We start from the raw sequence: 23,223 nt of genomic DNA, 5'->3' as shown, positions 1-23,223 counted from the left end.
CCCGTGGAGCCCGACGCCGGGATCCGGGTCTTCTGGGCCGACCATCCCCACCTGGCCACCGTCATCGTCGTCGTGGTCAGCCTCACGGCCGGCCTCGACTTCGACATGCTGACCGGCGACATGACCCGCGCCAGTTGGTGGGCGGTGGCCGTCAACACGGTGATCTCGCTGGCGCTGATCTGGCGGCGGTCGTGGCCGTGGGCGGTGCTGGCGGTGACCGTGACCGGCGACGTCCTGTCCGGCGACACCCAGTTGATCGCGTTCGCCGTGGTGATGTATGCGCTGGTGGTACACCGCTCGTTGCAGGCTGCGACGATCGGCGCGGTGCTCTCGGTGGCCGTGCTCGGGGTGGTCACCTTCCAGCACGAGGGCCGCTACGGGCTCGGCCCCTTCATCGGCCTCTACGGGCTCGCGGTGATCATTCCGGTGCTGGTCGGCGCGACCGTCGCCACCCGCCGCCGGCACGTGCGGTCGCTGGAGGACCGGGCCGCCCGGCTGGCCCGTGAGAAGGAGCAGGAGGGCAAGCTGGCCGCCGCCCGTGAGCGCGTGCGGATCGCCCACGACATGCACGACATCGTCGCCCACAACCTGACCATCATGGTCCGTCTGGCCGACGGCGCGACCGCGGTCGCCGACACCGACCCGGAGCGTTCCCGCAAGGCCGTGCAGCGGGTCGCTGCCCTGGGACGGGAGGCGATGACCGACATGCGCCGGCTGCTCGGCGTGCTGCGCGACGACAGCCCGGACACTCCTGGTGACCTGGAGAGCCTGATCGAGACGTTCCGGATCGCCGGCCTGCCGGTGACCCTGCGCCGCCACGGGCCGGATCCGTCCTCACCGGGTCTGCAGCGGGTGGTGTTCCGGGTCGTGCAGGAGTCGCTGACCAACGCGCTGCGCTACGCCGACAGGCCCACCGACGTCCTGGTCGACCTGGACTACGGCGACGACCAGATCCGGATCGTGGTCGCCGACGACGGCCGGGGCACCACGCCGGCCCCGTCGGTCGGCAGCGAGCAGGGTCTGCACGCGATGCGCGAACGCGTCGCCATGTATGGCGGCACCGTCGAAGCCGGCCGTCAGGTGGTCGGGTGGACCGTACGAGTAAACCTGCCCCATCCCGCAGAAGGCGCCGATGTCTGAGATAACCCTGCTGCTCGTGGACGACCAGGAACTGCTGCGCGAGGGCATGGCCATGGTCCTCGGCGCGGCACCCGGCCTGCGTATCGTCGGTGAGGCCGGCGACGGCCGGGCCGGTGCCCTGCTGGCCCGGGAACGCCGCCCCGACGTGGTGCTGATGGACGTCCGGATGCCGATCATGGACGGGATCGAGGCGACGCGGGACATCGTCGCCCACTGTCCCGGCACCCGGGTCCTCATCCTGACCACCTTCGACCTGGACGAGTATGCGTTCACCGGCCTGCGCGCCGGGGCCAGCGGCTTCCTGCTCAAGGACGCGCCCTCGGCCGACCTGATCGACGCGGTCCGCACCGTCGCAGCCGGCGCGGCGGTGGTCTCGCCCCGGATCACCCGCGCCCTGCTCGACCACTACCAGGGCGGGCGGGCCCCCGACCCGGCGGGCACGAGCCTGCTGGAGGAGCTGACCGCCCGGGAGCGGGAGGTGCTGGTCGCGATCGGCCGTGGACTGTCCAACCCGGAGATCGCCGGGGAGTTGTTCCTGTCCGAGTCGACGGTGAAGACGCATGTCGGCCGGGTGCTGGCCAAACTCGGGGCCCGCGACCGGGTGCACGCGGTGATCTGGGCGCACACGAACGGGCTCGTCTGAGTCGTGTGGTACCGCGGTACCACACAGGATGAGCACCGTGGTCGGATGGCTGCCCGGCGGGGCGTCCGTAGTGTCATTCCCGTGAACGAGGTCGATGAGAACGGCCTCTGAACAGGAGAAACCCGCCCCGCGTCTCGCCGGAAGAGGAATGTGTCATGACCACCAGAACCCGCGTCAACCCCCTCGTGATCTGGGCGCCGGTCTCGGTCGCCTTGCTCGTCGCCGCGTTCGTGGCCTGGATCGGCTGGCCGGTCGGGCCCGCCCGGCTGCCGGAAGGCACCTCGACCGTCGACGTCTATCTGATCAGTGACGAGCTGAGCAAGCCGACCGAGCGCGGCCAGACCGACGGCTGGTTCGGCGGTCTCGGCCTGCCGTGCGGCACCGACGCGTGGTACGTCGAGGCGAACAACACCGCGATGTGCGCGGCGCTGGACGGCCCGAAGGGCACCGTCGTCGTGCACACCAGGGACAAGCAGATCTCGCTGCCCGACGCGTCGCAGACCGCGCTGAAGGTCTGGGCCACCGAGGCCGACGCCGGCACCGAACAGCACACCACCCGCGTCCTGCTGGTGCAGGACAGCACCGCGGTCGCGGTCGTCGCCCTGGCCAGTCCGGCCACCGCTGCCCCGGTCGACTAGCCCCACACCCGACCCGCTTGACGGGCGTCACCGACGTCCGTGGCCCAGTCGCGCCTCTTTTCAGAGACAGGAAGTCCGATGAACACCAAAATCTCCCGAATCAGTGCCCTCGCCGCCCTCGTGCTCGTCTCCGCCACCGCCCAGGCGTGCTCGTCCGGGACGACCACGACCACCACCGCGCCGTCCGCCCCCGCCGGCACCGCCGCCCCCAAGCGCGTGGAGCCGGTCGTCAAGAGCGCCCCGCGGAGCACTCCGGCCGGCAGGAAGCCGAAGCTGCCGGAGGCGCAGTCCCTGGTCACGGTCACTGCCGCGGGCTCCGGCGCCTCGATCACCGACCTGGGCAAGGGCTACCTGAGCGCCTCGAAGAACGGCACGGCGCTCCAGTTCCACCTGATCCACGCCGACGACAAGACCAGCGACTATCAGTTCAGCCTGGCCGGCCCCAAGAATCTGTGCCTGGAACAGGCCCTCGACCCGTTCGGCAGTCTCCGGCTGAAGCCGTGCGACATCGAGAAGTCCGAGCAGCTATTCGTGATCACGCCGGCCGCCGACGGCCACTACATCGGCAGCAAGCACGCCGAGTACCTCTACCAGGGCGTCGGCGATGTCGCGTCGTTCGACGTCACCCCCGACTTCGAGCCCGGCCACTGGACCTTCGTCGTGAAGGGCTCCGAGCCGCTCGACTGACCGGGTCGACCTGCCCGATGCCCGGCCCACCACGGCCGGGCATCGGGTGTTTCCCCAAGATCAAGATCAGATTCTTCATGCCCCATCTCCCTTTGGTCCTTCTCCGCCGCTCGGGCTCACGAGGGGCCATCTCATCGAAGGGCGGCTCTAAGAAAGATCGCAAGAAGGGCAAGAAGAAGCAGGTCAACCCGGCTGCCTGGTGGTGCGCCCGGCAGGATTCGAACCTGCGGCCTTGGGATTAGAAGTCCCCTGCTCTATCCGCTGAGCTACGGGCGCGCTGTGATATCGCGCGAGAAGGGTACCGCCGCACGGGCCCGGCGCGACGGAACGGGTGCCCGGTCAGCGTCGCACGTGCCATAGACGCCGCGCACCTGCGAATCTGCGCCATCGGCCGGCTCAGGCGGGTCGGCGGCTCAGGGGGCGGCGTGCGAGGCGGACTCGCTGTCGGCCGGGCGGCGTGGGGCCGGTGGGGGAGGGGGCGTCGGTCCGGCGTCGAGGAAGGCGTCCGCCCAGCGGCCTACCTCGGTGAGGACCTTGTCGCGTACGGCGGGGCCGGACAACGTCAGGTCGTGCAGGCCGCCGTCGAAGCGGGCGAGCGTGACGTGCTGACCGAGGCGGGGTGCCCAGCGGACCATGTGTTCGACGTCGAGGACGGCGTCGGCGAGGGTCGCCGAGTCGTGCCACTTCGCGCCCCGGAACGAGCGGGTCGAGCAGGCCAGCAGCACCGGCACCGGGATGTCCAGTCCGGCGCGCAGGCGGCGTTGGCCGGTGCGGACGGCGTTGAGCCAGCCGGCCCGGACGGGGAATCCGGCGAGCGGCTTCCAGGCCAGGTCGTAGCTCCATTCGCCGCGATGGTCGGCGTGCAGGCTCTCGCCGTACACGGTGCCGAGGCCGAAGGGGAGGACTCGGTGGGGTGCCCGACGGCCCAGGCGCGCGACGGCGGCTGCGAGGGGTCGACGCACGACCCATGGGGCGTTGAGATCGAAGAATGGGCTGTTCAGGAAGATGCCGTCGACCAGTCCGGTGTCGCGGCGGGCGTCCGCCCAGAGCGAGACGATCAGCCCGCCGGTCGAGTGGCCCATGGCCAGCAGGGTGTCGTGTTCGTCCTCGGTGCGGATGATCTGGGCGGCGGCGTCCAGTTCGGGGAAGTAGTCGGTCAGGTCGCGGCAGAAGTTGGCGGTCTGGTGGGGGAGCAGGCTGCGGCCGTACTTGCGCAGGTCGAGTGCGTAGAAGTCCCAGCCCCGGGCGGCGAAGAAGTCGGCCACGTGGGTCTGGAAGAAGTAGTCGACGAAGCCGTGGACGTAGAGCACCGCACGCCCGGTGGGTCGCTCCGCCCGGCGGCGGACCAGGGTGGCGACCACCGGTCCCTCGTCGTCGCGGCCAAGGTCGATGGTGTGCCGCTCGTAGGGCGGGCCCAGCACGTCGGGTTCCACCGGACCGACGGTACGCCGGGAAGCTACCGCACGGTAGTAGCCCCCGTCCGGCATGGGACGAGGGCTACTGTCGTGCGGCGGATCAGTCGCCGTGGGCGTCGCGGTCGGTCGGTTCGTGCGAGGTCGCGGCCCGCCCACGATCCGGCCCGTACGGCGAGATCTGGTCCACCGGGACCGTCCGGTGCTCCTGCTTGGTCGCGGAGCCACCCCCCGGGATCGGTCCGTCGCTGTCCTGGACCAGCCGGGTCTCGCCGCTGCGGCGCATCTCCGGTTGCTGCACGTTGGGCATGCCGTTCACCTCTCCCTGTTCAGCGCCGCCGGCCGGACGCGTGCCCGGCCGGCGACACGGTCACCTCTCGTCGGTCTTCGTCCCGGCGGTGGCCAGTTCCTCGGCCAGTTCCTCGACCGGGGTCGGCTCGCCGGGCGGGGTGGTGACCCGCAGGTGCTTGTTGTTGCGCGGCTCCTGGCGGGTCTTGGAGTCGTTGAGCTTGCGGCGCAGGTCGTCACGGGCGTCGTTGAGCGCCGCGCGCAGGTCCTCCTCGGAGGAGGTGGTGACGATCTTCTGCCGACCGGCGATCCAGCACTCCAGCGTGACCCGCTGACCCTTGGCCTCCCGGTCCTTGACCGAGAGTTCGAGTTCGGTGGAGTCGGCGTGGAAGCCGGCCAGACGGGCGTCGAGCGTGGCGAACTGGGTCACGATCCAGTCGCGGTCGGCCTGCGAGAAGCCGGCACCCATTCGCAGACACTTCTCCACGGTGGCCGGGTTCTCGCTCATCGCTGCACCTGACCAGGGACGCGGGCGGAACAAGCGATGGTCATCATCATGATCGCTGACCTTTCGTTCGACGTCGCAGGTGCGGTTGGCGAGTTCCTACCCAGGCGGACCACTCCGGAACCTGACGGTTTCCTGTGCGAATCGATCGTCCGCCGTCGGGCGCGGGCCGGGCAGGGGCGGTCGGCCTAGCACACCGGGACCTTGATCAGGCGTTCGTCCACAGGCCGCCAGGTTGTCCACAGGTACGACCGGAGGGGCTGCCCGAGTCAGCCGACGGGCCCGAGGCTGGGCGGCGAGTCGGTACCAGCCGATCCGGATCTCCGCTGGAGGAACGATGTTCGACACCTACGTGACCGTCGTCGGGAATGTCCTGACGGCCCCCGAGTGGCGTCGCACCACGCAGAGCAACACCCTGGTGGCCAACTTCAAGGTCGCCTCCACCGCCCGCCGCCTCGACCGGGACAGCGGGCGGTGGGTGGACGGCAACAGCCTGCGCGTACGCGTCAACTGCTGGCGCAAGCTCGCCGAGGGAGTGGCCTCGTCGGTGATGGTCGGTGACCCCGTGGTGGTCTGCGGTCGCCTCTACACCCGCGACTGGACCGACGACGCCGGCAACCACCGCACCCTCTACGAGCTGGAGGCGGTGGCGGTGGGACACGACCTGTCCCGGGGGCGCGGGCGCTTCCTGCGCAACAAGCCGAACCTGGCGACCAGCACCGTCTCCGACGCCGAGGCCGAGCAGCGGGTGCACGGCGAGCCGACCGAGCCGGTGTCGGACGACGACGCGCCCGCCCTGCCCGAGGACGGGGCGCTCGACGACGACTTCGAGCTGTCCGAGTACGTCCCGGCGGGCAGCGGCTACCCGCAGCACCTGGGCGGCGTCGGCCTGCCCGACCGCAGCGACCGGCCCGGCGGCTCGGACCCGTCGTCGGTCACCGCGCAACGGCGACGGCTCGCCGCCGACCTCCTGCCGCCCGACCCCTTCGACGACCTGCCCGGCACGGGCGACGTCGGCGGGGCGGACGGCCTTTCCGGCATGGGCGGTGGCACCGGGGCGGACGGCTTCTCCGGCACGGGCGACCTCCGGATCGCGGGCGGCCTCGCGGGCGATTTTCCGGGCTCGGACGGCTTCTCGCCCACGGGCGATCTCCCGGGCACGGGTGACGGCACGCCGGGTGGGTCCGAGTCCGGCGAGATGGGCGGCGACGTCGCGGAGTCGACGACGGCCTCGCCGGACGTTCCGGCCGAGTCCGGCGCCGGCGGGACGGTGACCGGGCGTGGCCGACGCGGGCGGGGTCGCGCGCCGCAGCCCGTCTGACCTGGGCGGCTCGGTCGAGCGGCGGTTGCGGTGGCCGGGCTCGGCTAGGCTGGCCGGCCGGAGGTGGTGCGGGTGCGACACGCGGGTGCGGTGGCGAACGCGGCGGGACTCGTCGCCGGGTACGCGTTGGACGCGTACTTCGGTGACCCGCGTCGCGGCCATCCCGTGGCCGGCTTCGGCCGGGCCGCCGCCGCCCTGGAACGTCGGCTCTATCGGCCGCACCGCCTGGCCGGTGGCACCCACACCGCGCTCTGTGTCGGGGGTCCGGTGCTGGCCGGGGCCGCCCTCACGTACGCGACGCGGCGGCAACCGCTGGCCCGCGCGGTGCTGGTGGCCGGTGGCACGTTCGCGGTGCTGGGCGGGCAGAGCCTGCGGCGCGAGGCGCAGACCATGGGACGGGCGCTGCGCGGCGGCGACCTGCCGGCCGCCCGGGCGCGGCTCGGGCACCTGTGTGGCCGGGACCCGTCGACCCTCGACGAGTCGGAACTGGCCCGGGCCACGGTCGAGTCGGTGGCCGAGAACACCTCGGACGCCGTGGTCGCCCCGCTGTTCTGGGGCGCCGTGGCCGGGCTGCCGGGCCTGCTCGGCTACCGGGCGGTGAACACCCTCGACGCGATGGTCGGTCACCGCAACGCGCGCTACGCCCGGTTCGGCACCCCGGCCGCCCGGCTCGACGACCTGCTGAACCTGGCGCCGGCCCGGCTGACCGGCCTGCTGACCGTCGCGCTGGCCCCGGCCGGCAAGGGCGACCGGGAGCGGGCCTGGCGGGTGTGGCGTCGGGACCGCGCCGACCACCCGAGCCCCAACGCCGGGCAGTGCGAGTCGGCGATGGCCGGCGCGTTGGGCGTCCGGCTCGGTGGGCGCAACGTCTACTTCGGTCGGTCCGAGGTGCGGCCGTTCCTCGGTGACGGTCCCCGTCCGGAGGCCCGGCACCTGCCTCGGGCCGCCCGGATCTCCGGTGCGGTCGGCCTGGCCGCGCTGGGCCTCGCGGCGGTGTATCCGGTGACCGTCGGTCGGCTGGTCGGCGCGGTGGCCCGACGACTCGCGGGCGTGCGGTGAGCGGTGGCCTGCTGGTCGCCGGGACCACCTCCGACGCCGGCAAGAGCGTGCTCACCGCCGGCATCTGCCGCTGGCTGCACCGGGAGGGCGTCCGGGTGGCACCGTTCAAGGCGCAGAACATGTCGAACAACTCGGCCGTGGTCGTCGGGCCGGACGGCCGGGGCGGTGAGATCGGGCGGGCGCAGGCGATGCAGGCGGCGGCCTGCGGGCTCGCCCCGGACCTGCGGTTCAATCCGGTGCTGCTCAAGCCGGGTAGCGACCTGAGCAGTCAGGTGGTGCTGTTGGGCGAGGCGGTCGACACGATGACCGCCGGCTCGTTCCGGACCCTGCGTCCCCGGTTGTCCGAGACCGCGTACGCGGCGCTGGCCGAGTTACGGTCCGCGTACGACGTGGTGATCTGCGAGGGGGCGGGCAGCCCGGCGGAGATCAACCTGCGTGACGGCGACTACGTCAACATGGGGCTGGCCCGGCACGCCGGGTTCCCGACGATCGTGGTCGGCGACATCGACCGGGGCGGCGTGTTCGCCGCCATGTTCGGCACGCTGGCCCTGCTCGAACCCGCCGACCAGGCCCTGATCGCGGGTTTCGTGGTCAACAAGTTCCGAGGTGACCTCGGTCTGCTGGCTCCCGGGCTGGACACGCTGCGGCAGCTCACCGGCCGCCCGACGTACGGCGTCCTGCCCTGGGCGCTGGACCTGTGGCTGGACGCCGAGGACTCGCTCGCTTACGGCCGGGTGCTCGGCCGCCCGGCCGCCCCGCGCGGCACCGAGTGGCTCGACGTGGCGGTGGTGCGGCTACCCCGGATCAGCAACGCCACCGACGTGGAGGCGCTCGCCACCGAGCCCGGCGTGCGGGTCCGGTTGACCGTCGAACCGGCCGAACTGGCCGCCGCCGACCTGGTCGTGCTGCCCGGGTCCAAGTCGACCGTGGCCGACCTGGCCTGGCTGCGCGAGACCGGCCTCGCCGACGCGGTCACCGCGCACGTGGCGGCCGGTCGGCCGCTGCTCGGCATCTGCGGCGGTTTCCAGATGCTGGCCCGGGCCATCCACGACCCGGTGGAGAGCCGCCGGGGCAGCGTCGACGGCCTCGGACTGCTGCCCATCGAGATCACCTTCGACCCGCGCAAGACCGTCCGCCAGGCGGTCGGCACCGCCGCCGGGGAGCTTCCGGTCCGGGGCTACGAGATCCACCACGGGTACGTCTCCGCCACCGACCCGGAGGCGACCCCGCTGCTGTGGGACACGACCGGTGCCGGCGAGGGGATGGTGTCGGGGGTGGTGCACGGTACGCACTGGCACGGCACCTTCGAGTCCGACGAGTTCCGCCGCTGGTTCCTCGACCGGGCCGCTCGGATGGCCGGTCGGACCGGCTTCCGGGTCGCCCCGGACACCTCCTTCGCCGCCGCCCGCGAACACACCCTCGACCTGCTCGGCGACCTGGTCGAGGAACACCTGGACACCGCCGCCCTGCGTCGGCTCGTCGAGTCCGGCCCACCGGCCGACCTGCCGTTCATCCCGCCCGGCGTGCCCGGCTAGCGCCACCGCTCGCACCAATCGCGGCGAGGTCGTCGCCCGGCACCGGCGGTGCGGTGAATCAGTAGCGGACGTCGGCGGGCTGGTCGGAGATGGGCATTCCGGCCGAGCGCCACGCCTCCACGCCGCCGATCATGTCGGTCGCCTTGTGCAACCCGAGGGCGCGCAGGCTGGCCGCCGCCAGGCTGGAGCTGTAACCCTGGCGGCACACCACGACGACCTCCATGTCGTAGCTGGTGGCCTCGGGGATGCGCCAGTCGCTGGCCGGGTCCAGCCGCCATTCCAGGACGGTCCGGTCGATCACGATGACGCCGGGCAGGTCGCCCTGTTCCCGCCGCTGCCCGTCGGTGCGGGTGTCGATCACGAGGGCACCCCGGGCGGCGGCCCGCACCGTCTCCTGTGGGGTCAGCCGGTTCATGCCCGAGCGGGCCTGCTCCAGCAACGCCTCGACGCCGGGACTCATCACGGAATGGGACACGGCACGATCATGCCGTGCGGCGCTCCGCCCCGCGGTCCGAAGCGGTGCGGGACAACCCGATCGGTAACGTCGGTGTCCGTGGTGGTGGTCTTCGAGTCGTACGCCGGGCTGGCGAGGCGGGTGCTGGCGGCACCGGCCCGGTTGGGGCGTACCCGGCTGGTGGCCGTGGACGGGCCGAGTGGGGCGGGCAAGACGCTGTTCGCCGCGTGCCTGGCCGACGCGCTCGACGGCCTCGGGCCGGAGGCGGTACGACCGCCGGTGGTGCACACCGACGACCTGCTCGACGGGTGGGACGACCAGCTCACCTTCTGGGCCCGGCTGGAGCGTGACGTGTTGCGGCCGGTGCGGTCCGGTCGGGCCGGGTCGTACCGGCGCTACGACTGGGTGCGCGGATGTTTCCGGCCCGAGCCGGTGTCGGTGCCGGTGGCGTCGGTGCTGATCGTCGAGGGGGTCAGCACGTCCCGGGCCGCCGCCGGTCCGGATCTGACGCTCGCCGTCTTCGTCACCGCCCCGCGACCGCTGCGACTGGCCCGCGCGGTGGCGCGCGACGGCCCGGAGATCCTGCCGGAGCTGCGCCGGTGGCACGACACCGAGCAGGCGCACTTCGCCGCCGACGACACGCAGGCGCGGGCCGATCTGGTGGTCGACGGTGACCCCGGGTTGCCGCACGATGACCGTCACTACTATCTGGCTCGGCCGGGAACCGCAGGTCGGGGCGGCATACCATGCCGGTCATGACCTCACCGATCATGACCGAGTCCGAGTTGCGGGAGGCCGTGACCCGGGAACTGCCCGGCGTCCGGGCCGACCTGGAACGCCTCGTCCGTATCCCGGGCATCGCCTTCGAGGGATTCGACCACTCGCACGTGGAGCGCTCCGCCGAGGCGGTGGCCGAGCTGCTGCGCGGCTGCGGTCTCGACGTCGAGATCGTGCGGGCCGGCGGCCAGCCTGCGGTGATCGGCCGTAGGGCGGCCCCGCCCGGCGCGCCCACCGTCATGCTCTACGCCCACCACGACGTGCAGCCGGTCGGGGACCGGACACTGTGGGAGTCCGACCCGTTCGAGCCGGTCGAGCGGGACGGGCGGCTCTATGCCCGGGGTGCCGCCGACGACAAGGCCGGCATCATGGCGCACGTCGCCGCGTTGCGGGCCTTCGGCGACCGCCTACCCGTCGGCGTGGTGCTGTTCGTCGAGGGGGAGGAGGAGTACGGCTCCGACTCGCTGGAGCAGTTGCTCGCCGACCACCGCGAGACGATCGCCTCGGACGTCATCGTGATCGCCGACTCGACCAACTGGGACGTCGGCGTACCGGCGCTGACCACCTCGCTGCGCGGCATCGTCAACTGCTTCGTCGAGGTGCGCACCCTGGACCACGCCGTGCACAGCGGCATGTTCGGCGGAGCGGTGCCGGACGCGCTCACCACGCTGGTCCGGTTGCTGGCCACGCTGCACGACGAGGCCGGGAACGTGGTGGTGGAGGGGCTGGTCGGCCGGGACGAGGCGAGCGTCGACTACCCCGAGGACCGGTTCCGGGCCGAGGCGGGGCTCGCCGAGGGCGTACGCCTGATCGGCTCCGGCCGGATCACCGACCGGCTCTGGACGCGGCCCGCGCTGGCCGTGCTCGGCATCGACGCCCCGGCCACCGCCGAGGCGCCGAACGCGCTGGTGCCGGCCGCCAAGGCGAAGCTGAGCCTGCGGCTGGCGCCGGGCGACGAGCCGAAGCAGGCGTACCTCGCGCTGCGTGACCACCTGGAGCGGTACGCGCCGTGGGGCGCCCAGGTCGACGTCACCTTCGAGCACGACGGCGCGCCCTGCGTCATCGACGCCTCCGGCCCGGTCTACGACGCGGCCCGCGCGGCCTTCCGCGCCGCCTGGGAGGGCACCGATCCGGTGGACATCGGCGTCGGCGGGTCGATCCCGTTCATCGCCACCTTCCAGGAGATGTTCCCGCAGGCCGCGATCCTGGTGACCGGGGTGGAGGACCCGCACGCGCGGGCGCACGGGCCGAACGAGAGCCTGCACCTGGGCGAGTTCGCCCGGGTCTGCCTGGCGGAGGCGTTGTTGCTGGCCAAGGTGGCCGAGGCGGGCACGGCACCGACTCGGTGACTTTCGCGCGAATGGTGGCTGTTTCCGGCGTGTCGGACGCGCGGCTGTTGTAGCCTCTCGAACATGCGTACGAACGAGGTGATGGCCCGTCTGGAGGCCGCCGTCAGCGCTCTGGGGGACGTCGACGTCTCCGCGTGGCCCGAGGCCACGCTCAAGGAACAGCTCGCCGAGCTGTCCGCCGCTCTGGTCGCCGTGGACGCGTCGTTGTCCCGCATCGCCGAGGAGGTCCGCGCGCGCGGTCTGCGGGTCGAGGAGCCGGTCCCGGCCTGACCCGCCGGAGCAGCTCCCGCGCAGGTGACACCCGCTGTCGGGGGTGGCTGGCAGGATGAGGACGTGCGTTTCCTCGACCTGGCTGCCACCTCCGCAGCCGTCGGTGCCGTCAGCGGCCGACGGGCCAAGGTCGAGCTGCTCGCCGACGCCCTGCGCCGGCTGGACCCGGACGAGGTGGCGGCCGGAGCCGGTTGGCTCGCGGGCGAGCTGCGCCAACGACAGACCGGAGTCGGCTGGGCCGCACTGCGCGACCTGCCGCCACCGGCGGCCGAGGCGACGCTGACCGTGGCCGGGGTCGACGCGGCCATCGACGAGATCGCCGCGGTGCACGGCGCGGGCTCGCAGGCCCGCCGCCGCGATCTGGTGGCCGCGCTCTACACCGCCGCCACCGCCGAGGAGCAGCGCGTGCTGACCGGCCTCTTCCTCGGCGAACTGCGGCAGGGCGCCCAGGCCGGGCTGCTGGCCGACGCGATCGCCCGGGCCGCCGAGGTGCCGGTCGGCGCGGTACGCCGGGCCCTGCTGCTCGCCGGTGACCTGCGGGCGGTCGCGGTGGCCGCGCTCGACGGCGGTGCCCCGGCACTGGCCGAGTTCGGGTTGCGGGTCGGGCGACCGCTCGCCCCGATGCTGGCGCAGAGCGCCGCCACGGTCGACGAGGCGCTCACCGCCACCGGCACCCCCGCCGTGGTCGACGTGAAACTGGACGGCATCCGCATCCAGGTGCACCGCAGCGGCGACGACATCGCCGTGTTCACCCGCAGCCTCGACGAGATCACCGGCCGGGTGCCGGAGGTGGTCGCCGCCGTCCGCGCCCTGCCCGCCCGCGAGCTGGTGCTCGACGGGGAGGCGATCGGGCTGGACGCCACCGGCCGACCGCTGCCGTTCCAGCAGACGTCGAGTGCCGCCGCCCGGCGGGGCGGCGGGGCGTCCGTCGCTCCGGCGGTCCGTGCCGCCGCCGCCCGGACCGGCGAGACCGTGCTCACGCCGTACTTCTTCGACCTGCTGCACCTCGACGGCACGGATCTGATCGACCTGCCCGGCCGCGAGCGGTGGGCCGCGCTCGCCGCCACGGTCGACGCGTCGGTGCTGGTCGGGCGGATCGAGGTGGACGGGCCGGAGCAGGCCGGCGCGGCGTTCGCCGCCGCGCTCGACGCCGGGCAGGAGGGCGTCGTGGTGAAGTCGCCCGACGCACCCTACGACGCGGGTCGGCGCGGTGCGGCCTGGGTGAAGGTGAAGCCCCGGCACACCCTCGACCTGGTGGTGCTCGGCGTGGAGTGGGGCAGTGGCCGGCGCGGCGGCTGGCTGTCGAACCTGCACCTCGGTGCGCGTGATCCGGCCACCGGCGGGTTCGTGATGCTCGGCAAGACCTTCAAGGGGCTCACCGACGAGCTGTTGCGCTGGCAGACCGAACGCTTCCTGGAGCTCGCCGTGGAGCGCGGGGACTGGCTGGTGCGGGTCCGGCCCGAGCAGGTCGTGGAGATCGCCTTCGACGGGGTGCAGACCAGCTCACGCTATCCGGGTGGGGTGGCGCTCCGGTTCGCCCGGGTGGTCCGCTACCGCGACGACAAGACCGCCGCCGAGGCCGACACCATCGACGCCGTACGCGCCATCCACGCCGGCCGCGCGGGCGGCTGACCGGCTCAGGCCGGGCTGGTCGGGGCAGAGCTGCTCGCGGCGGGGCTGCTCGGTGCCGGGTCGGCGGCCCGGTCGCGGGGACGGTCGTCGTCGCTGATCCCGGCCAGTCGGCGGGCCTCCCGGCGGGCGATCCAGCCGTAGCCGAACAGCGTCATCGCCGCGAAGATCCACCACTGCACCACGTACCCGAGGTTCTGCCAGTTGTTGGCGTGCCCCACCGGCACCGCCCGGAACACCGGGTCGGCGGCCGGGGTCTGCTCGTCGAGCAGCACGTACGCCCCGTGCACCGGGTACGGCATCTGCGCGGCGAGCTGCGGAACGGCGACCCGACGGGTCTCCAACCGGCCCTCGCGGCGGGCCACGTTCCCGGAGCCGCTCTCGCTGGCGTGCACCCGGCCCTCGACGGTCACCTCACCGGGCGGTGTCGCCGGCACCTCGGGCTGCGCCATCGCCCCGCCCGGCGCCGGTGGGACCCAGCCCCGGTTGACCAGGACGGCGGTGCCGTCGGCCAGCACCAGGGGGGTGAGCACCTCGAAGCCGACCTTGCTGTCCACCGTCCGGCCCCGGACGAGGACCACGTTGTCGGTGTCGTACCGGCCGGTCGCGATCACCCGGATGAAGGTCCGGTCCTCGGCCGGTGCCGGGCCGACGCTGCCGGGGCCACCGCTCGGCGCGGGCACCGCCTCACGCAACGGCACCGGGTCCATCCGTAGGCCGGCGTCGATGCGCTCGTTGACCGCCGTCCGACCGTGGTAGCGGTCCAGTTGCCAGTTGCCGAGCATCACCATGATCGAGGCGAGGACCAGGGTCAGCGCGAGGATGCCCAGCCAGCGCGGCGTCAGCAGGAACCGGTACACGCCACGAGGCTACCCGTATGACGGGCGCCACTGCGCCGCCCCGCCGGTCGACGTGACGGCCGGGAGACGGGCCGGTCGACGACGGAGCGTGTCGGCTCCGGGGCGGTCCGCTCCGGTCGGGCGGATCGAAGCGGATCGGGACGCCGGGCGGCGCCTACGGGCGTCCGGCGTGGGTTATCGTCACGCGCACGGGGCGCGCCGACGGTCGGCACGCTCTCCGCTCGCGAGGAGTCGATGATGACCGTCGTGCCGCGTCTGGTGCTCAGTGCCCCCTCGTCGGGGCACGGCAAGAACGCGTTGGCGATCGGCATCCTCGCCGCGTTCGCCGACCGCGGCCTCGACGTGGCCGGGTTCAAGATCGGTCCGGATCCGGTCGACGCCGCCTACCTCGGGCTCGCCGCCGGTCGACCCGGACGCACCCTCGACCCCCGGCTGATGGGCACCGACCGGCTCGCGCCGCTGCTGCTGCACGGTGCCGCCGACACCGGGCTCGCCGTGGTGCAGGGCAGCATGGGCCTCTACGACAGCCTCAGCGGACGCTGCGAGACCGAGTCGACCGCGGCGGTCGCCACCGCCCTGCGCAGCCCGGTCGTGATGGTGGTCGACGTCGCGGCGATGGGTCAGTCGGTGGCCGCCCTGGTGCACGGCTTCCGGGCCTACGACGAGCAGCTCTGGATCGGTGGCGTGATCCTCAACCGGGTGGCCTCGGCCCGGCACGAGACGCTGCTGCGCGAGGCGCTCGACGACATCGGCGTACCCGTCTACGGCGCGCTGCGTCGTCAGGACCTGCCGGCCGTGCTGCCGAGTCGACGGCACGGGGTGATGCCGGTGCTGGAGAAGGGCGGCGAGGCCACCCGGGCGGTCCGCCGACTCGGTGAGGCGGTGGCCGCCACCGTCGACCTGGAACGACTGCTCGGGCTGGCCCGGTCGGCCCCCGAACTGGCGGTGTCGCCGTGGTCGCCGCAGCCGGAGGAGGCCGTCGCCCCGCCGCTGCCGGCCGGTGCCGGACGCCCTCTGGTCGCGGTGGCCGGTGGACCGGGCGGCAGTTTCAGCCACGCCGAGACCGCCGAGCTGCTGCGCGCCGCCGGTGCCGAGGTGGTGACGCTCGACCCGTTCGTCGACGAGGTGCTGCCGACCGGCACCCGGGCGCTGGTGGTCGGCGGCGCGCTGCCCGAGTCGTACGCCGCGCAGCTCTCCGCCAACCGGCGGCTCTGCATCGCGGTGGCCGAGTTGGCGCGTACCGGTCGGCCGGTCGTCGCCGAGGGGACCGGGCTGCTCTGGCTGGCCCGGGAACTCGACGGGTTGCCGATGTGCGGCGTGCTCGACGCGATCGGCAGCATCCGGGACGGTCTGGTGGTCGGCTACCGCGAGGCGACCGCCCAGAGCGACAGCGTGGTGGCGAACCGGGGCGAGGTGGTGACCGGGCACAAGGAACACCGTGCGGTGCTCACCCCGCGGGGTGGGCCACGTCCGGCGTGGGGCTGGGCGGGTGGCGCGCCGGAGGGCTTCGTCTGGCGCGGCGTGCACGCCTCCCAACTCGTCCCGCACTGGGCCGCGTACCCCCGGATCGGCGCGCGCCTGGTCGCCGCCGCGGCCACCGAGCCGGCCGCGATTCCGGCCGGTCCCGACCTGGGTGTCCCGATCGCGCCGGCCAGTGTGGTGGCGGCCGAACCGGCCGCCGGAGCGCCGGCCTGAGCGGCGCTCCGGCGTGTGCCGGTCCTCAGCCGACTATCCGGTCCGACGGCGGTACGAAGTCCCGCGTCGGGGTGCCCTTGAGGGCGTCGCGGAGCGTGTTCGACACCGCCGCGATCGGGATCTGCGACTGACCGTCGCCGACCGCGTTGAACGGGTTGTCCGGATCGGAGATGAAGCTGGCCGCGGCCAGTTCCGGGGTGTAGCCGACGAACCAGGCCGACCGGGTGCTGTCCGTGGTACCGGTCTTGCCGGCCACCGGGCGGCCCACCGTGCCGCGCACGCTGTCCGCGGTCGACCAGCCACCGCAGCTTCCCCTGGCCGGGGTGTCCCCGGTGGGACAGCGTGCCGCGTCGGTCGCGGCCCGTGCCGCGTCGGCGTCGACCACCTGGCGGCAGCGCGGCTTGGCGATCTCGCGTTGGATGCCGCCCGGGGTGGTGAACATCGCGGGCGTGCCGTCCCGGTTGTAGATCGCGTTCACCGGGATCGCCTCGCAGTAGCGCCCGTCGGCGGCGATGGCCGCGTACGCGTTGGCCATCTCCAGCGGGGTGGCGTCGGAGACGCCGAGCGTGAACGCGCCCCACTTGTTCGCCTTCGCCGGTGAGGCATGGTCGCGGTCCACGTCGGTACGCCAGCGCAGCCCCAACTGCTCGGCGAGCCGGACGGCCTTCTCCGCCCCGACCTGCTCCTCCAGCCAGACGAAGTAGGTGTTCACCGACTTGCCGAAGCCGGACCACATGGTCTGCGTACCGCTCATCGCGCCGCTGGCGTTGGAGGGCTGCCAGCCGTCGTAGATCTCGGAGCGGTAGCTGTGCGGCGCGTTGAAGGTGGTGTTCAGCGTCATGCCGGCGTCCAGCGCGGCCAGCATCGGGAACATCTTGAACGTCGACCCGGCCTGGTAGCCCGGCAGGTCACCGCCGCCCATCAGCGGCGCCACCGTGTTCGGGTAGTTGGCCCGGACGTTCGGGCCCGCCTCCGGGTTGGAGCTGAGCGGGTTCTCGTCCACCTTCAGCGAGTAGGTACGGTTCACCGCCATCGCCTTGACCCGGCCGGTGCCCGGCTCGGAGACCACGATGCCGTTGGCGAACGGGCTGCCGGTGTTGCCCTCGGTGCCGACGTTCTTCTCCGCCGCCTCCTGGACCTTCGGATCCATGCTGAGCACGATGCGGTAGCCGCCCCGCCGCAGCTTGTCCAGGCGTTCCAGGCGGTTCTTGCCGAACGCGGGCTGGGCGCTCCACCAGTTCTTGAGGTAGTCGCAGAGGAAGCCCCAACTGTTCCACTTCTCCGGCACCGCCGCGCAGTCGTTGGGCGGGTAGGTCAACCGCAGCCGGATCGGCTCGCCCTTGGCCGCCTGAGCGGCGTTCGGCGACAGGTAGCCCAGCCGCGCCATGTTGTCGAGCACGTAGTTGCGCCGCGTGGTGGCGTCCTTCTGGTCAGAGCTGGCCGGGTCGTACTGCGACGGGGACTTCACCAGACCGGCGAGGGTGGCCGCCTCGACCGGGGTGAGTTCCTTCGGCGTCTTGGAGAAGAAGATCTCGCTGGCGGCGTAGATGCCGTACGCGCGGTGACCGAAGTACGCCGAGTTGAGGTAGCGCTCCAGGATCTCCTCCTTGCTCAACTCCTTCTCCAGGTCGACCGCCATCCGCATCTCCTTGACCTTGCGGATCGGCGTCTGCGCGGTGGCCTCCTGCACCTCCTTGGGCGTGGTGGCGCTGTCCCGCAGCGCCATCCGCACGTACTGCATGGTCAGCGTGGAGGCGCCCTGGGAGACGCCGCTGGAGCGGGCGTTGGCCACGAAGGCACGGCCGACGCCCTTCGGGTCGACGCCGTGGTGCTGGTAGAAGCGGTTGTCCTCGGCGGCGACGATCGCCTGCTGCATGTGCGGGGAGATGTCGGCCACCTTGGTGTACTGCCGGTACTCCTCGAAGAACATGGTCAGCAGGGTCTTGCCGTCGGGCGCGTACAGGTAGGAGGTCTCGGCGGGCAGGGCGGTGGCCAGCAGGCGGGTCTTGCTCTCCACGGCGTGCGCGGTGGCCTTGGCGCCGAGGCCGGTCACGGCGACCACGGGGTACGCGACGGCGGCGACGACGACACCGGCGATCAGCCCGGCGCGGAGGAGAGGAACGAGTCGACCTGCGGCGGCAAGGGGTCGATTACTCACACCGACAAGTTATGACATTTCCGATTCGTACATGAGAAATACTCATGAAGTGATCAGTGGTGATGCGGAGCACGCCACCCGCTGCTGTCGCCCGCGCCGCCTTCCCGGCAGGATCGCGGGCATGCACGGTCCGCTCACCGGAGCGTCCCACCCGACCCCCGGACCCGACCTCGCGCACCACGGTGACGCGGAGGTCGGCGACGGCCTGGTCGACCTCGCCGTCAACGTCCGGCGCGCCCCGATGCCGACCTGGCTGGCCGACCCGATCAGAGCCACCCTGGCCGACCTCGCCGGCTACCCGGACCCGCGTCCGGCCCGCGCCGCCGTCGCCGCCCGACATCGCCGCCCGCCGGAGGAGGTGCTGCTCACCGCCGGTGCCGCCGAGGGCTTCGTGCTACTGGCCCAGGCGCTGCGCGGGGTACGCCGACCGGTGGTGGTGCACCCGCAGTTCACCGAACCGGAGGCCGCGCTGCGGGCCGCCGGGCACACCGTGGAGCGGGTCCTGCTCGACGCGGCCGACGACTTCCGGCTGCACCCCGACCGGATCCCGGCCGACGCCGACCTCGTCATGATCGGCAACCCGACCAACCCCACCTCGGTCCTGCACCCCGCCGCCGACCTGGCCGCCCTGGCCCGCCCCGGCCGGGTCCTGGTGATCGACGAGGCGTTCGCCGACACCACCGCCGCGCCCGACGTACCCGGCGAACCCGAGTCGCTGGCCGCCCGGCGTGACCTGCCCGGGCTGCTGGTCGGCCGCAGCCTCACCAAGACCTGGGGACTCGCCGGACTCCGGATCGGCTACCTGCTCGGCGAGGCGACGCTGCTGGCACGGCTCGCCGCCGTACAGCCGCTCTGGGCGGTCGCCACCCCCGCCCTGGCCGCCGCGTCCGCCTGCGCCACCGACGTCGCGGTCCAGGCCGAACGCGCCATCGCCGCACAACTCGCCGCCGACCGCGCCCACCTGGTCGACCGGCTGTCGACCATGCCCGGCGTACGCGTCGCCGGCCGCCCGGCCAGCGCCTTCGTCCTCGTGCACCGGCCCGGTGCCGACCGGCTCCGCGCCGACCTGCGCGAACACGGCTGGGCGGTACGTCGGGGCGACACCTTCCCCGGACTCGGACCAGACTGGCTGCGGATCGCCGTACGGGATCGGGCGACCACGGACGCGTTCATCGAGGTGCTGGCGGGGATCCTGGAGGCATGATGCTGGAGACCACCATCGCGGCGATCGGCCCGCTCGACGAGCCGGCGATGACCGCGGCCCGCCAGTTGCAGGCCCGGCTGACCAAGCCGGCCGGCTCGCTCGGCGCCCTGGAGGAGCTGTCCGTCCGCCTCGCCGGCCTGGCCGGCACCTGCCCGCCGCCGCTGCCGACCCCGGCCGCAGTGGCGATCTTCGCCGGAGACCACGGCGTGCACGCCCAACGGGTCAGCCCCTGGCCGCAGGAGGTCACCGGGCAGATGGTCGGCAACTTCCTGGCCGGCGGCGCCGTCGTCAACGCGTTCGCCCGGCAGGCCGGTGCCTCGGTCACCGTGGTCGACGTCGGGGTGGCCACCCCGCTGCCCGCCCCCGACCCGACCGACGCGGACACCAACAACGGCCTGCCCCGACTCGTCACCGCCCCGGTACGCCGAGGCACCCGCGACCTGACCGTCACCGCCGCGCTGACCCGCGAGGAGGCCACGGCGGCGATCGAGGTCGGCATCCGGGTCGCCGGAGAGCTGATCGACGCGGGCGCGAGGATCCTGCTCACCGGGGACATGGGCATCGGCAACACCACACCCGCCGCCGCGCTCATCGCCGCCCTCACCGGCGTCGACGCCGGTGAGGCGACCGGCCGGGGCACCGGCGTGGACGACCCGACGTACCAGCACAAGATCGAGGTGGTGCGGGCCGCGCTGCACCGACACGCCCCCGACCTGGACGACCCACTGGGAGTGCTCGCCGCCGTCGGCGGGCTGGAGCACGCCGCCTTGACCGGGTTCGTGCTCGGCGCCGCCGCGCGACGCGTACCGGTGCTGCTGGACGGCGTGATCGCGGTCTCCGCCGCACTCGTCGCCGCGGCGCTCGCCCCCGACGCGGTCGGCGCGATGATCGCCGGACACCGCTCCGCCGAGCCGGGCGCCACCGTCGCGCTGCGCCGACTCGGCCTGGCCCCGCTGATCGACCTCGGCCTGCGGCTGGGCGAGGGCACCGGCGCCCTGCTGGCCCTGCCCGTGGTCACCGGCGCGGCCCGGGTGCTGCACGAGGTCGCCACCTTCGACTCGGCCGGGGTGGCCGAGAAGTGAGCGTGAACCCCTACCCGCTCGGACTGCGCCTGGCCGGCCTGCCGGTGGTCGTGGTCGGCGGGGGAACGGTGGCCACCCGCCGGGTACCCGCCCTGCTCGACGCCGGCGCGGACGTGCTGCTGGTGACGCCCGAGATCAGTCCGGCACTGCGCGCCCACGCCGACGCCGGACGGCTGCGCTGGGCAGAGCGCCGCTTCGTCCCCGAGGACCTCGACGGCGCCTGGCTGGTGCAGGTCGCCATCGACGATCCGGTCGCCGCCGCCACGGTCAGCGCCGCCGCCGCCGAGCGGCGGATCTTCTGCGTACGCGCCGACGACCGCGAGGCGGCGACCGCCTGGACCCCGGCGGTGACCCGGCACGGCCCGGTCACCGTGGGCGTCCTCGGCGGCGGCGACCCGCACCGCGCGATGACCGTCCGAGACGCCATCCGCACCCTCCTGCACGTAAGGAAGGGCACCTTACTAACGCCTCAGGTAGAGGAAGGGCCCCTTGTTAACACCCGGACGGGTCGAGGCGGCGAGGTCGCCCTTGTCGGTGCGGGGCCGGGCGACGCCGAACTGATCACGCTCAAGGGCTGGCGGCTGCTCACCGAGGCAGACGTCGTGGTCGCCGACCGGCTGGTGCCCGGCCTGCTGCTCGACGAACTGCGCACCGGCGTGGAACTGGTGGACGCCTCCAAGATCCCGTACGGCCCGTCCCGTACCCAGGAGGAGATCAACCAGATCCTGGTCGACCGGGCACGGGCCGGGGCCTTCGTGGTCCGGCTCAAGGGCGGCGACCCGTACGTCTTCGGCCGTGGCGGTGAGGAACTGCTGGCCTGCGCGGAGGCTGGCGTACCGGTGACCGTGGTGCCCGGCGTGACCAGCTCCATCGCCGCCCCCGCGGCGGCCGGCGTCCCGGTCACCCACCGGGGCGTGGCCCACGAGTTCACGGTGGTGTCCGGCCATGTCGCGCCCGACTCGCCGGACTCGCTGGTGCGTTGGGAGGCCCTCGCCGGTCTCCGGGGCACGCTGGTGATCCTGATGGGGCTCAAGAACCTGCCGAAGATCACCGCCACTCTGCTGGCGCACGGCCGACCGGCCGACACCCCGGCGGCCGTGATCCAGGAAGCCACCACCGGCTCGGAGCGGGTCGTACGCGCCCCGCTCGGCGAGGTCGCCGCCGCCGTGGCCGACGCAGGACTGCGCCCGCCCGCCGTGGTCGTACTCGGTGACGTGGTCACCGCCCTCGACCTGTCCGACTGAAATACGACCGGCCGGCACCCCGAGGGGGTGCCGGCCAGCAGGTCGGTGTGCAGGTCGCCTCTCGGCGAGTGGCGCGACGCGGCTCCAGCCGAACGGTATTCCGCGACGGCAATTTAGGTGAGGCCCGGGGACACTGGATCACACCGACGCCCGATACAACGACGCTCCACCGCTCGTTGTTCCCGTTCGCTGTGGGCTCGCTCGGGGTCTGTTCGCGTGGTGGGCAGGTCTGCGCGGCGGGGTTGCGCGGCGGGGTTGCGCGGTGGGGTTGTTTTGTAAGGAGGGGTCCCGTGCTAACGCCTGGTGTAGAGGAAGGGTCCCCTCCTTACCTCCCACCCCCGCGCGGTGCCGCATCTCGCAGGCACGGGAGACGCCGCCGGCCGGCACCCCAGGTTGCGGGTGCCGGCCGGCGGCGTTCTTGCTCCCCCTTGTCGAGGAAAGTCTGTGCCTGGTGTGGGTCAGCTGTTCCAGTGTGCGGCGACCAGGTCGGCGGCCTGCTGCTCCCACTGGGCGTAGTGGTCGGGGAACGCCGACACCTGCACCGTCTGCGCCGCCACCGTCAGCGGCATGTCCTGCCACCCGTCGACCTGCTTCAAACCCTTCAGGAAGGCGAGGGTCGAGTACTCGGGGTCGGTGATCTGCTCCACCGTGCCCCACCCAGACGACGGACGCTGCTGGAACAGGCCCTGCGAATCGTGGTCGTTGCGGTCACCGAGGTGGCCGAGGTTCTCCAACTTCGACTCCTGAAACGCCGTACCGATCGCGATCACGGCGGCACGCTCGTCCATGCCGGCCTTCTTCGTCGCGGCGATGATCGCCTTGGCGTTGGCGACCTGCTCGTCGGACAGGTCGATGCGGGACTGGGCGCCCTGCACACCGTGCGGGATCAGTTTGCCGGTGTCGGGCTTGTCGGCCTGCACCGCCACCAGGGAGGTGGTGACGGGGGTGGCGTCGGCCTGACCGATGGGACCGGCGAACACACCACCGGCGAAGGCGAGACCAGCGACACCGAGAACACTCTTACGCAGCAGCTTCGAGTTCATCACAAGCTCCATTCGGGGGTAGACGCCACCAGCCCGGAAGGGGGGAAGGACAGGCGACGCAAACGCCGTCAGGCGCTGAAGAAGAAGAGGGGAATCCGACGCACCAGATCCGAGGGGATCAGCGGACCCTGCGACGTCGGGTCAATGCACAACCACCTGCCCGGCCGGACCATTCCCCGGAGGAGGTATCCGCGAGGGCCCTTACGGCGCCGGGACCAGGTACAACCACC

Annotated in this window: 21 protein-coding genes, 1 tRNA gene and 1 pseudogene; 15 read left to right on the top strand and 8 right to left on the bottom strand. The window is 72.9% G+C overall.

The window, feature by feature from the left end:
• Window positions 1-3 precede the first annotated feature (3 nt).
• The 4 genes from ACQVFL_RS24360 to ACQVFL_RS24345 all read left to right on the top strand — a co-directional run bounded on the left by ACQVFL_RS24360 (window position 4) and on the right by ACQVFL_RS24345 (window position 3,108).
• The gene (locus ACQVFL_RS24360; RefSeq protein ID WP_396690900.1) at window positions 4-1,140 is read left to right on the top strand and encodes a sensor histidine kinase; all 1,137 of its coding nucleotides are present in this window, start codon (window positions 4-6) and stop codon (window positions 1,138-1,140) included.
• A complete protein-coding gene (locus tag ACQVFL_RS24355; protein ID WP_396690902.1) occupies window positions 1,133-1,783 on the top strand; it encodes a response regulator in 651 nt (216 codons plus the stop codon). Before ACQVFL_RS24360 ends, ACQVFL_RS24355 begins: the two co-directional genes overlap by 8 nt.
• 155 nt (window positions 1,784-1,938) lie before the next feature.
• On the top strand, window positions 1,939-2,421 hold the full coding sequence (locus ACQVFL_RS24350; protein ID WP_431727680.1) for a hypothetical protein: 483 nt from the start codon (window positions 1,939-1,941) through the stop codon (window positions 2,419-2,421).
• A 78-nt stretch (window positions 2,422-2,499) separates the two neighbouring features.
• Entirely contained in the window at window positions 2,500-3,108 is a 609-nt protein-coding gene (locus ACQVFL_RS24345; RefSeq protein WP_431727679.1) for a hypothetical protein, read from the top strand.
• A gap of 200 nt (window positions 3,109-3,308) precedes the next feature.
• Here ACQVFL_RS24345 and ACQVFL_RS24340 read toward each other — a convergent pair.
• The 4 genes from ACQVFL_RS24340 to ACQVFL_RS24325 form a co-directional block, all read right to left on the bottom strand.
• Window positions 3,309-3,384 (bottom strand) — tRNA-Arg (locus ACQVFL_RS24340).
• 137 nt (window positions 3,385-3,521) lie between these two features.
• Window positions 3,522-4,541, bottom strand: a complete 1,020-nt coding sequence (locus ACQVFL_RS24335) for an alpha/beta hydrolase (RefSeq protein ID WP_431727678.1) — start codon at window positions 4,539-4,541, stop codon at window positions 3,522-3,524.
• 82 nt (window positions 4,542-4,623) lie between these two features.
• Window positions 4,624-4,830 carry a hypothetical protein gene (locus ACQVFL_RS24330; protein WP_350700231.1) on the bottom strand — a complete coding sequence of 69 codons (207 nt, stop codon included), beginning with the start codon at window positions 4,828-4,830 and terminating at the stop codon, window positions 4,624-4,626.
• A 60-nt stretch (window positions 4,831-4,890) separates the two neighbouring features.
• The gene (locus ACQVFL_RS24325; RefSeq protein WP_350700232.1) at window positions 4,891-5,316 is read right to left on the bottom strand and encodes an HPF/RaiA family ribosome-associated protein; all 426 of its coding nucleotides are present in this window, start codon (window positions 5,314-5,316) and stop codon (window positions 4,891-4,893) included.
• Window positions 5,317-5,650: 334 nt separating this feature from the next.
• Here ACQVFL_RS24325 and ACQVFL_RS24320 point away from each other — a divergent pair.
• The 3 genes and pseudogenes from ACQVFL_RS24320 to ACQVFL_RS24310 all read left to right on the top strand — a co-directional run.
• Window positions 5,651-6,089 (top strand): annotated as a pseudogene (locus ACQVFL_RS24320) (single-stranded DNA-binding protein); the annotation flags it as partial.
• 617 nt (window positions 6,090-6,706) lie between these two features.
• A complete protein-coding gene (locus ACQVFL_RS24315; protein ID WP_431727677.1) occupies window positions 6,707-7,693 on the top strand; it encodes a cobalamin biosynthesis protein in 987 nt (328 codons plus the stop codon).
• Window positions 7,690-9,228, top strand: coding sequence for a cobyric acid synthase (locus ACQVFL_RS24310; protein WP_431727676.1), 1,539 nt, complete (start codon window positions 7,690-7,692; stop codon window positions 9,226-9,228). Before ACQVFL_RS24315 ends, ACQVFL_RS24310 begins: the two co-directional genes overlap by 4 nt.
• Window positions 9,229-9,286: 58 nt before the next feature.
• Here ACQVFL_RS24310 and ACQVFL_RS24305 read toward each other — a convergent pair whose 3' ends face one another.
• Window positions 9,287-9,688: a rhodanese-like domain-containing protein gene (locus ACQVFL_RS24305; RefSeq protein WP_396691029.1), complete on the bottom strand. Its 402-nt coding sequence runs from the start codon at window positions 9,686-9,688 to the stop codon at window positions 9,287-9,289.
• A 93-nt stretch (window positions 9,689-9,781) separates the two neighbouring features.
• On the opposite strand from ACQVFL_RS24305, the gene ACQVFL_RS24300 reads away from it, so the two are divergent.
• The 4 genes from ACQVFL_RS24300 (at window position 9,782) to ACQVFL_RS24285 (ending at window position 13,710) form a co-directional block, all read left to right on the top strand.
• Window positions 9,782-10,441, top strand: a complete 660-nt coding sequence (locus tag ACQVFL_RS24300) for a uridine kinase (RefSeq protein ID WP_396690913.1) — start codon at window positions 9,782-9,784, stop codon at window positions 10,439-10,441.
• A gap of 11 nt (window positions 10,442-10,452) precedes the next feature.
• Entirely contained in the window at window positions 10,453-11,808 is a 1,356-nt protein-coding gene (locus ACQVFL_RS24295) for a dipeptidase (protein WP_431729884.1), read from the top strand.
• A gap of 63 nt (window positions 11,809-11,871) precedes the next feature.
• On the top strand, window positions 11,872-12,078 hold the full coding sequence (locus tag ACQVFL_RS24290) for a hypothetical protein (protein WP_117230950.1): 207 nt from the start codon (window positions 11,872-11,874) through the stop codon (window positions 12,076-12,078).
• A gap of 63 nt (window positions 12,079-12,141) precedes the next feature.
• Window positions 12,142-13,710 (top strand): ATP-dependent DNA ligase, encoded by a 1,569-nt coding sequence (locus tag ACQVFL_RS24285; protein ID WP_431727675.1) that lies wholly within the window; start codon window positions 12,142-12,144, stop codon window positions 13,708-13,710.
• 5 nt (window positions 13,711-13,715) lie between these two features.
• Here the strand turns inward: ACQVFL_RS24285 and ACQVFL_RS24280 are convergent, their stop codons facing one another.
• A complete protein-coding gene (locus tag ACQVFL_RS24280; RefSeq protein ID WP_431727674.1) occupies window positions 13,716-14,567 on the bottom strand; it encodes an SURF1 family cytochrome oxidase biogenesis protein in 852 nt (283 codons plus the stop codon).
• Between the two features lie 237 nt (window positions 14,568-14,804).
• Here ACQVFL_RS24280 and ACQVFL_RS24275 point away from each other — a divergent pair, with 237 nt between their 5' ends.
• Window positions 14,805-16,262, top strand: a complete 1,458-nt coding sequence (locus ACQVFL_RS24275; RefSeq protein ID WP_396690918.1) for a cobyrinate a,c-diamide synthase — start codon at window positions 14,805-14,807, stop codon at window positions 16,260-16,262.
• A 25-nt stretch (window positions 16,263-16,287) separates the two neighbouring features.
• On the opposite strand, the gene ACQVFL_RS24270 is transcribed toward ACQVFL_RS24275, so the two are convergent.
• A complete protein-coding gene (locus tag ACQVFL_RS24270) occupies window positions 16,288-18,420 on the bottom strand; it encodes a transglycosylase domain-containing protein (protein WP_396690920.1) in 2,133 nt (710 codons plus the stop codon).
• 121 nt (window positions 18,421-18,541) lie between these two features.
• Between ACQVFL_RS24270 and cobC the strand changes: the two genes are divergently transcribed.
• Genes cobC through cobA form a run of 3 tightly spaced genes read left to right on the top strand, consistent with a single transcriptional unit; the run spans window position 18,542 to window position 21,950 of the window.
• A complete protein-coding gene (cobC, locus tag ACQVFL_RS24265; RefSeq protein ID WP_431727673.1) occupies window positions 18,542-19,624 on the top strand; it encodes an Rv2231c family pyridoxal phosphate-dependent protein CobC in 1,083 nt (360 codons plus the stop codon).
• Window positions 19,624-20,706, top strand: coding sequence for a nicotinate-nucleotide--dimethylbenzimidazole phosphoribosyltransferase (gene cobT / locus ACQVFL_RS24260; protein ID WP_431729883.1), 1,083 nt, complete (start codon window positions 19,624-19,626; stop codon window positions 20,704-20,706). The genes cobC and cobT overlap by 1 nt, the downstream gene beginning before the upstream one ends.
• A complete protein-coding gene (gene cobA / locus ACQVFL_RS24255; protein ID WP_396690923.1) occupies window positions 20,703-21,950 on the top strand; it encodes a uroporphyrinogen-III C-methyltransferase in 1,248 nt (415 codons plus the stop codon). Before cobT ends, cobA begins: the two co-directional genes overlap by 4 nt.
• Before the next feature lie 458 nt (window positions 21,951-22,408).
• On the opposite strand, the gene ACQVFL_RS24250 is transcribed toward cobA, so the two are convergent.
• Window positions 22,409-22,993, bottom strand: a complete 585-nt coding sequence (locus ACQVFL_RS24250; RefSeq protein ID WP_431727672.1) for a hypothetical protein — start codon at window positions 22,991-22,993, stop codon at window positions 22,409-22,411.
• Between the last annotated feature and the right edge of the window lie 230 nt (window positions 22,994-23,223).

This window comes from Verrucosispora sp. TAA-831 (assembly GCF_050780145.1).
Taxonomy (GTDB): domain Bacteria; phylum Actinomycetota; class Actinomycetes; order Mycobacteriales; family Micromonosporaceae; genus Micromonospora.
The sequence above is the reverse complement of the archived record's forward strand: the minus strand, read 5'-3'. Positions and strand labels throughout refer to the sequence as shown.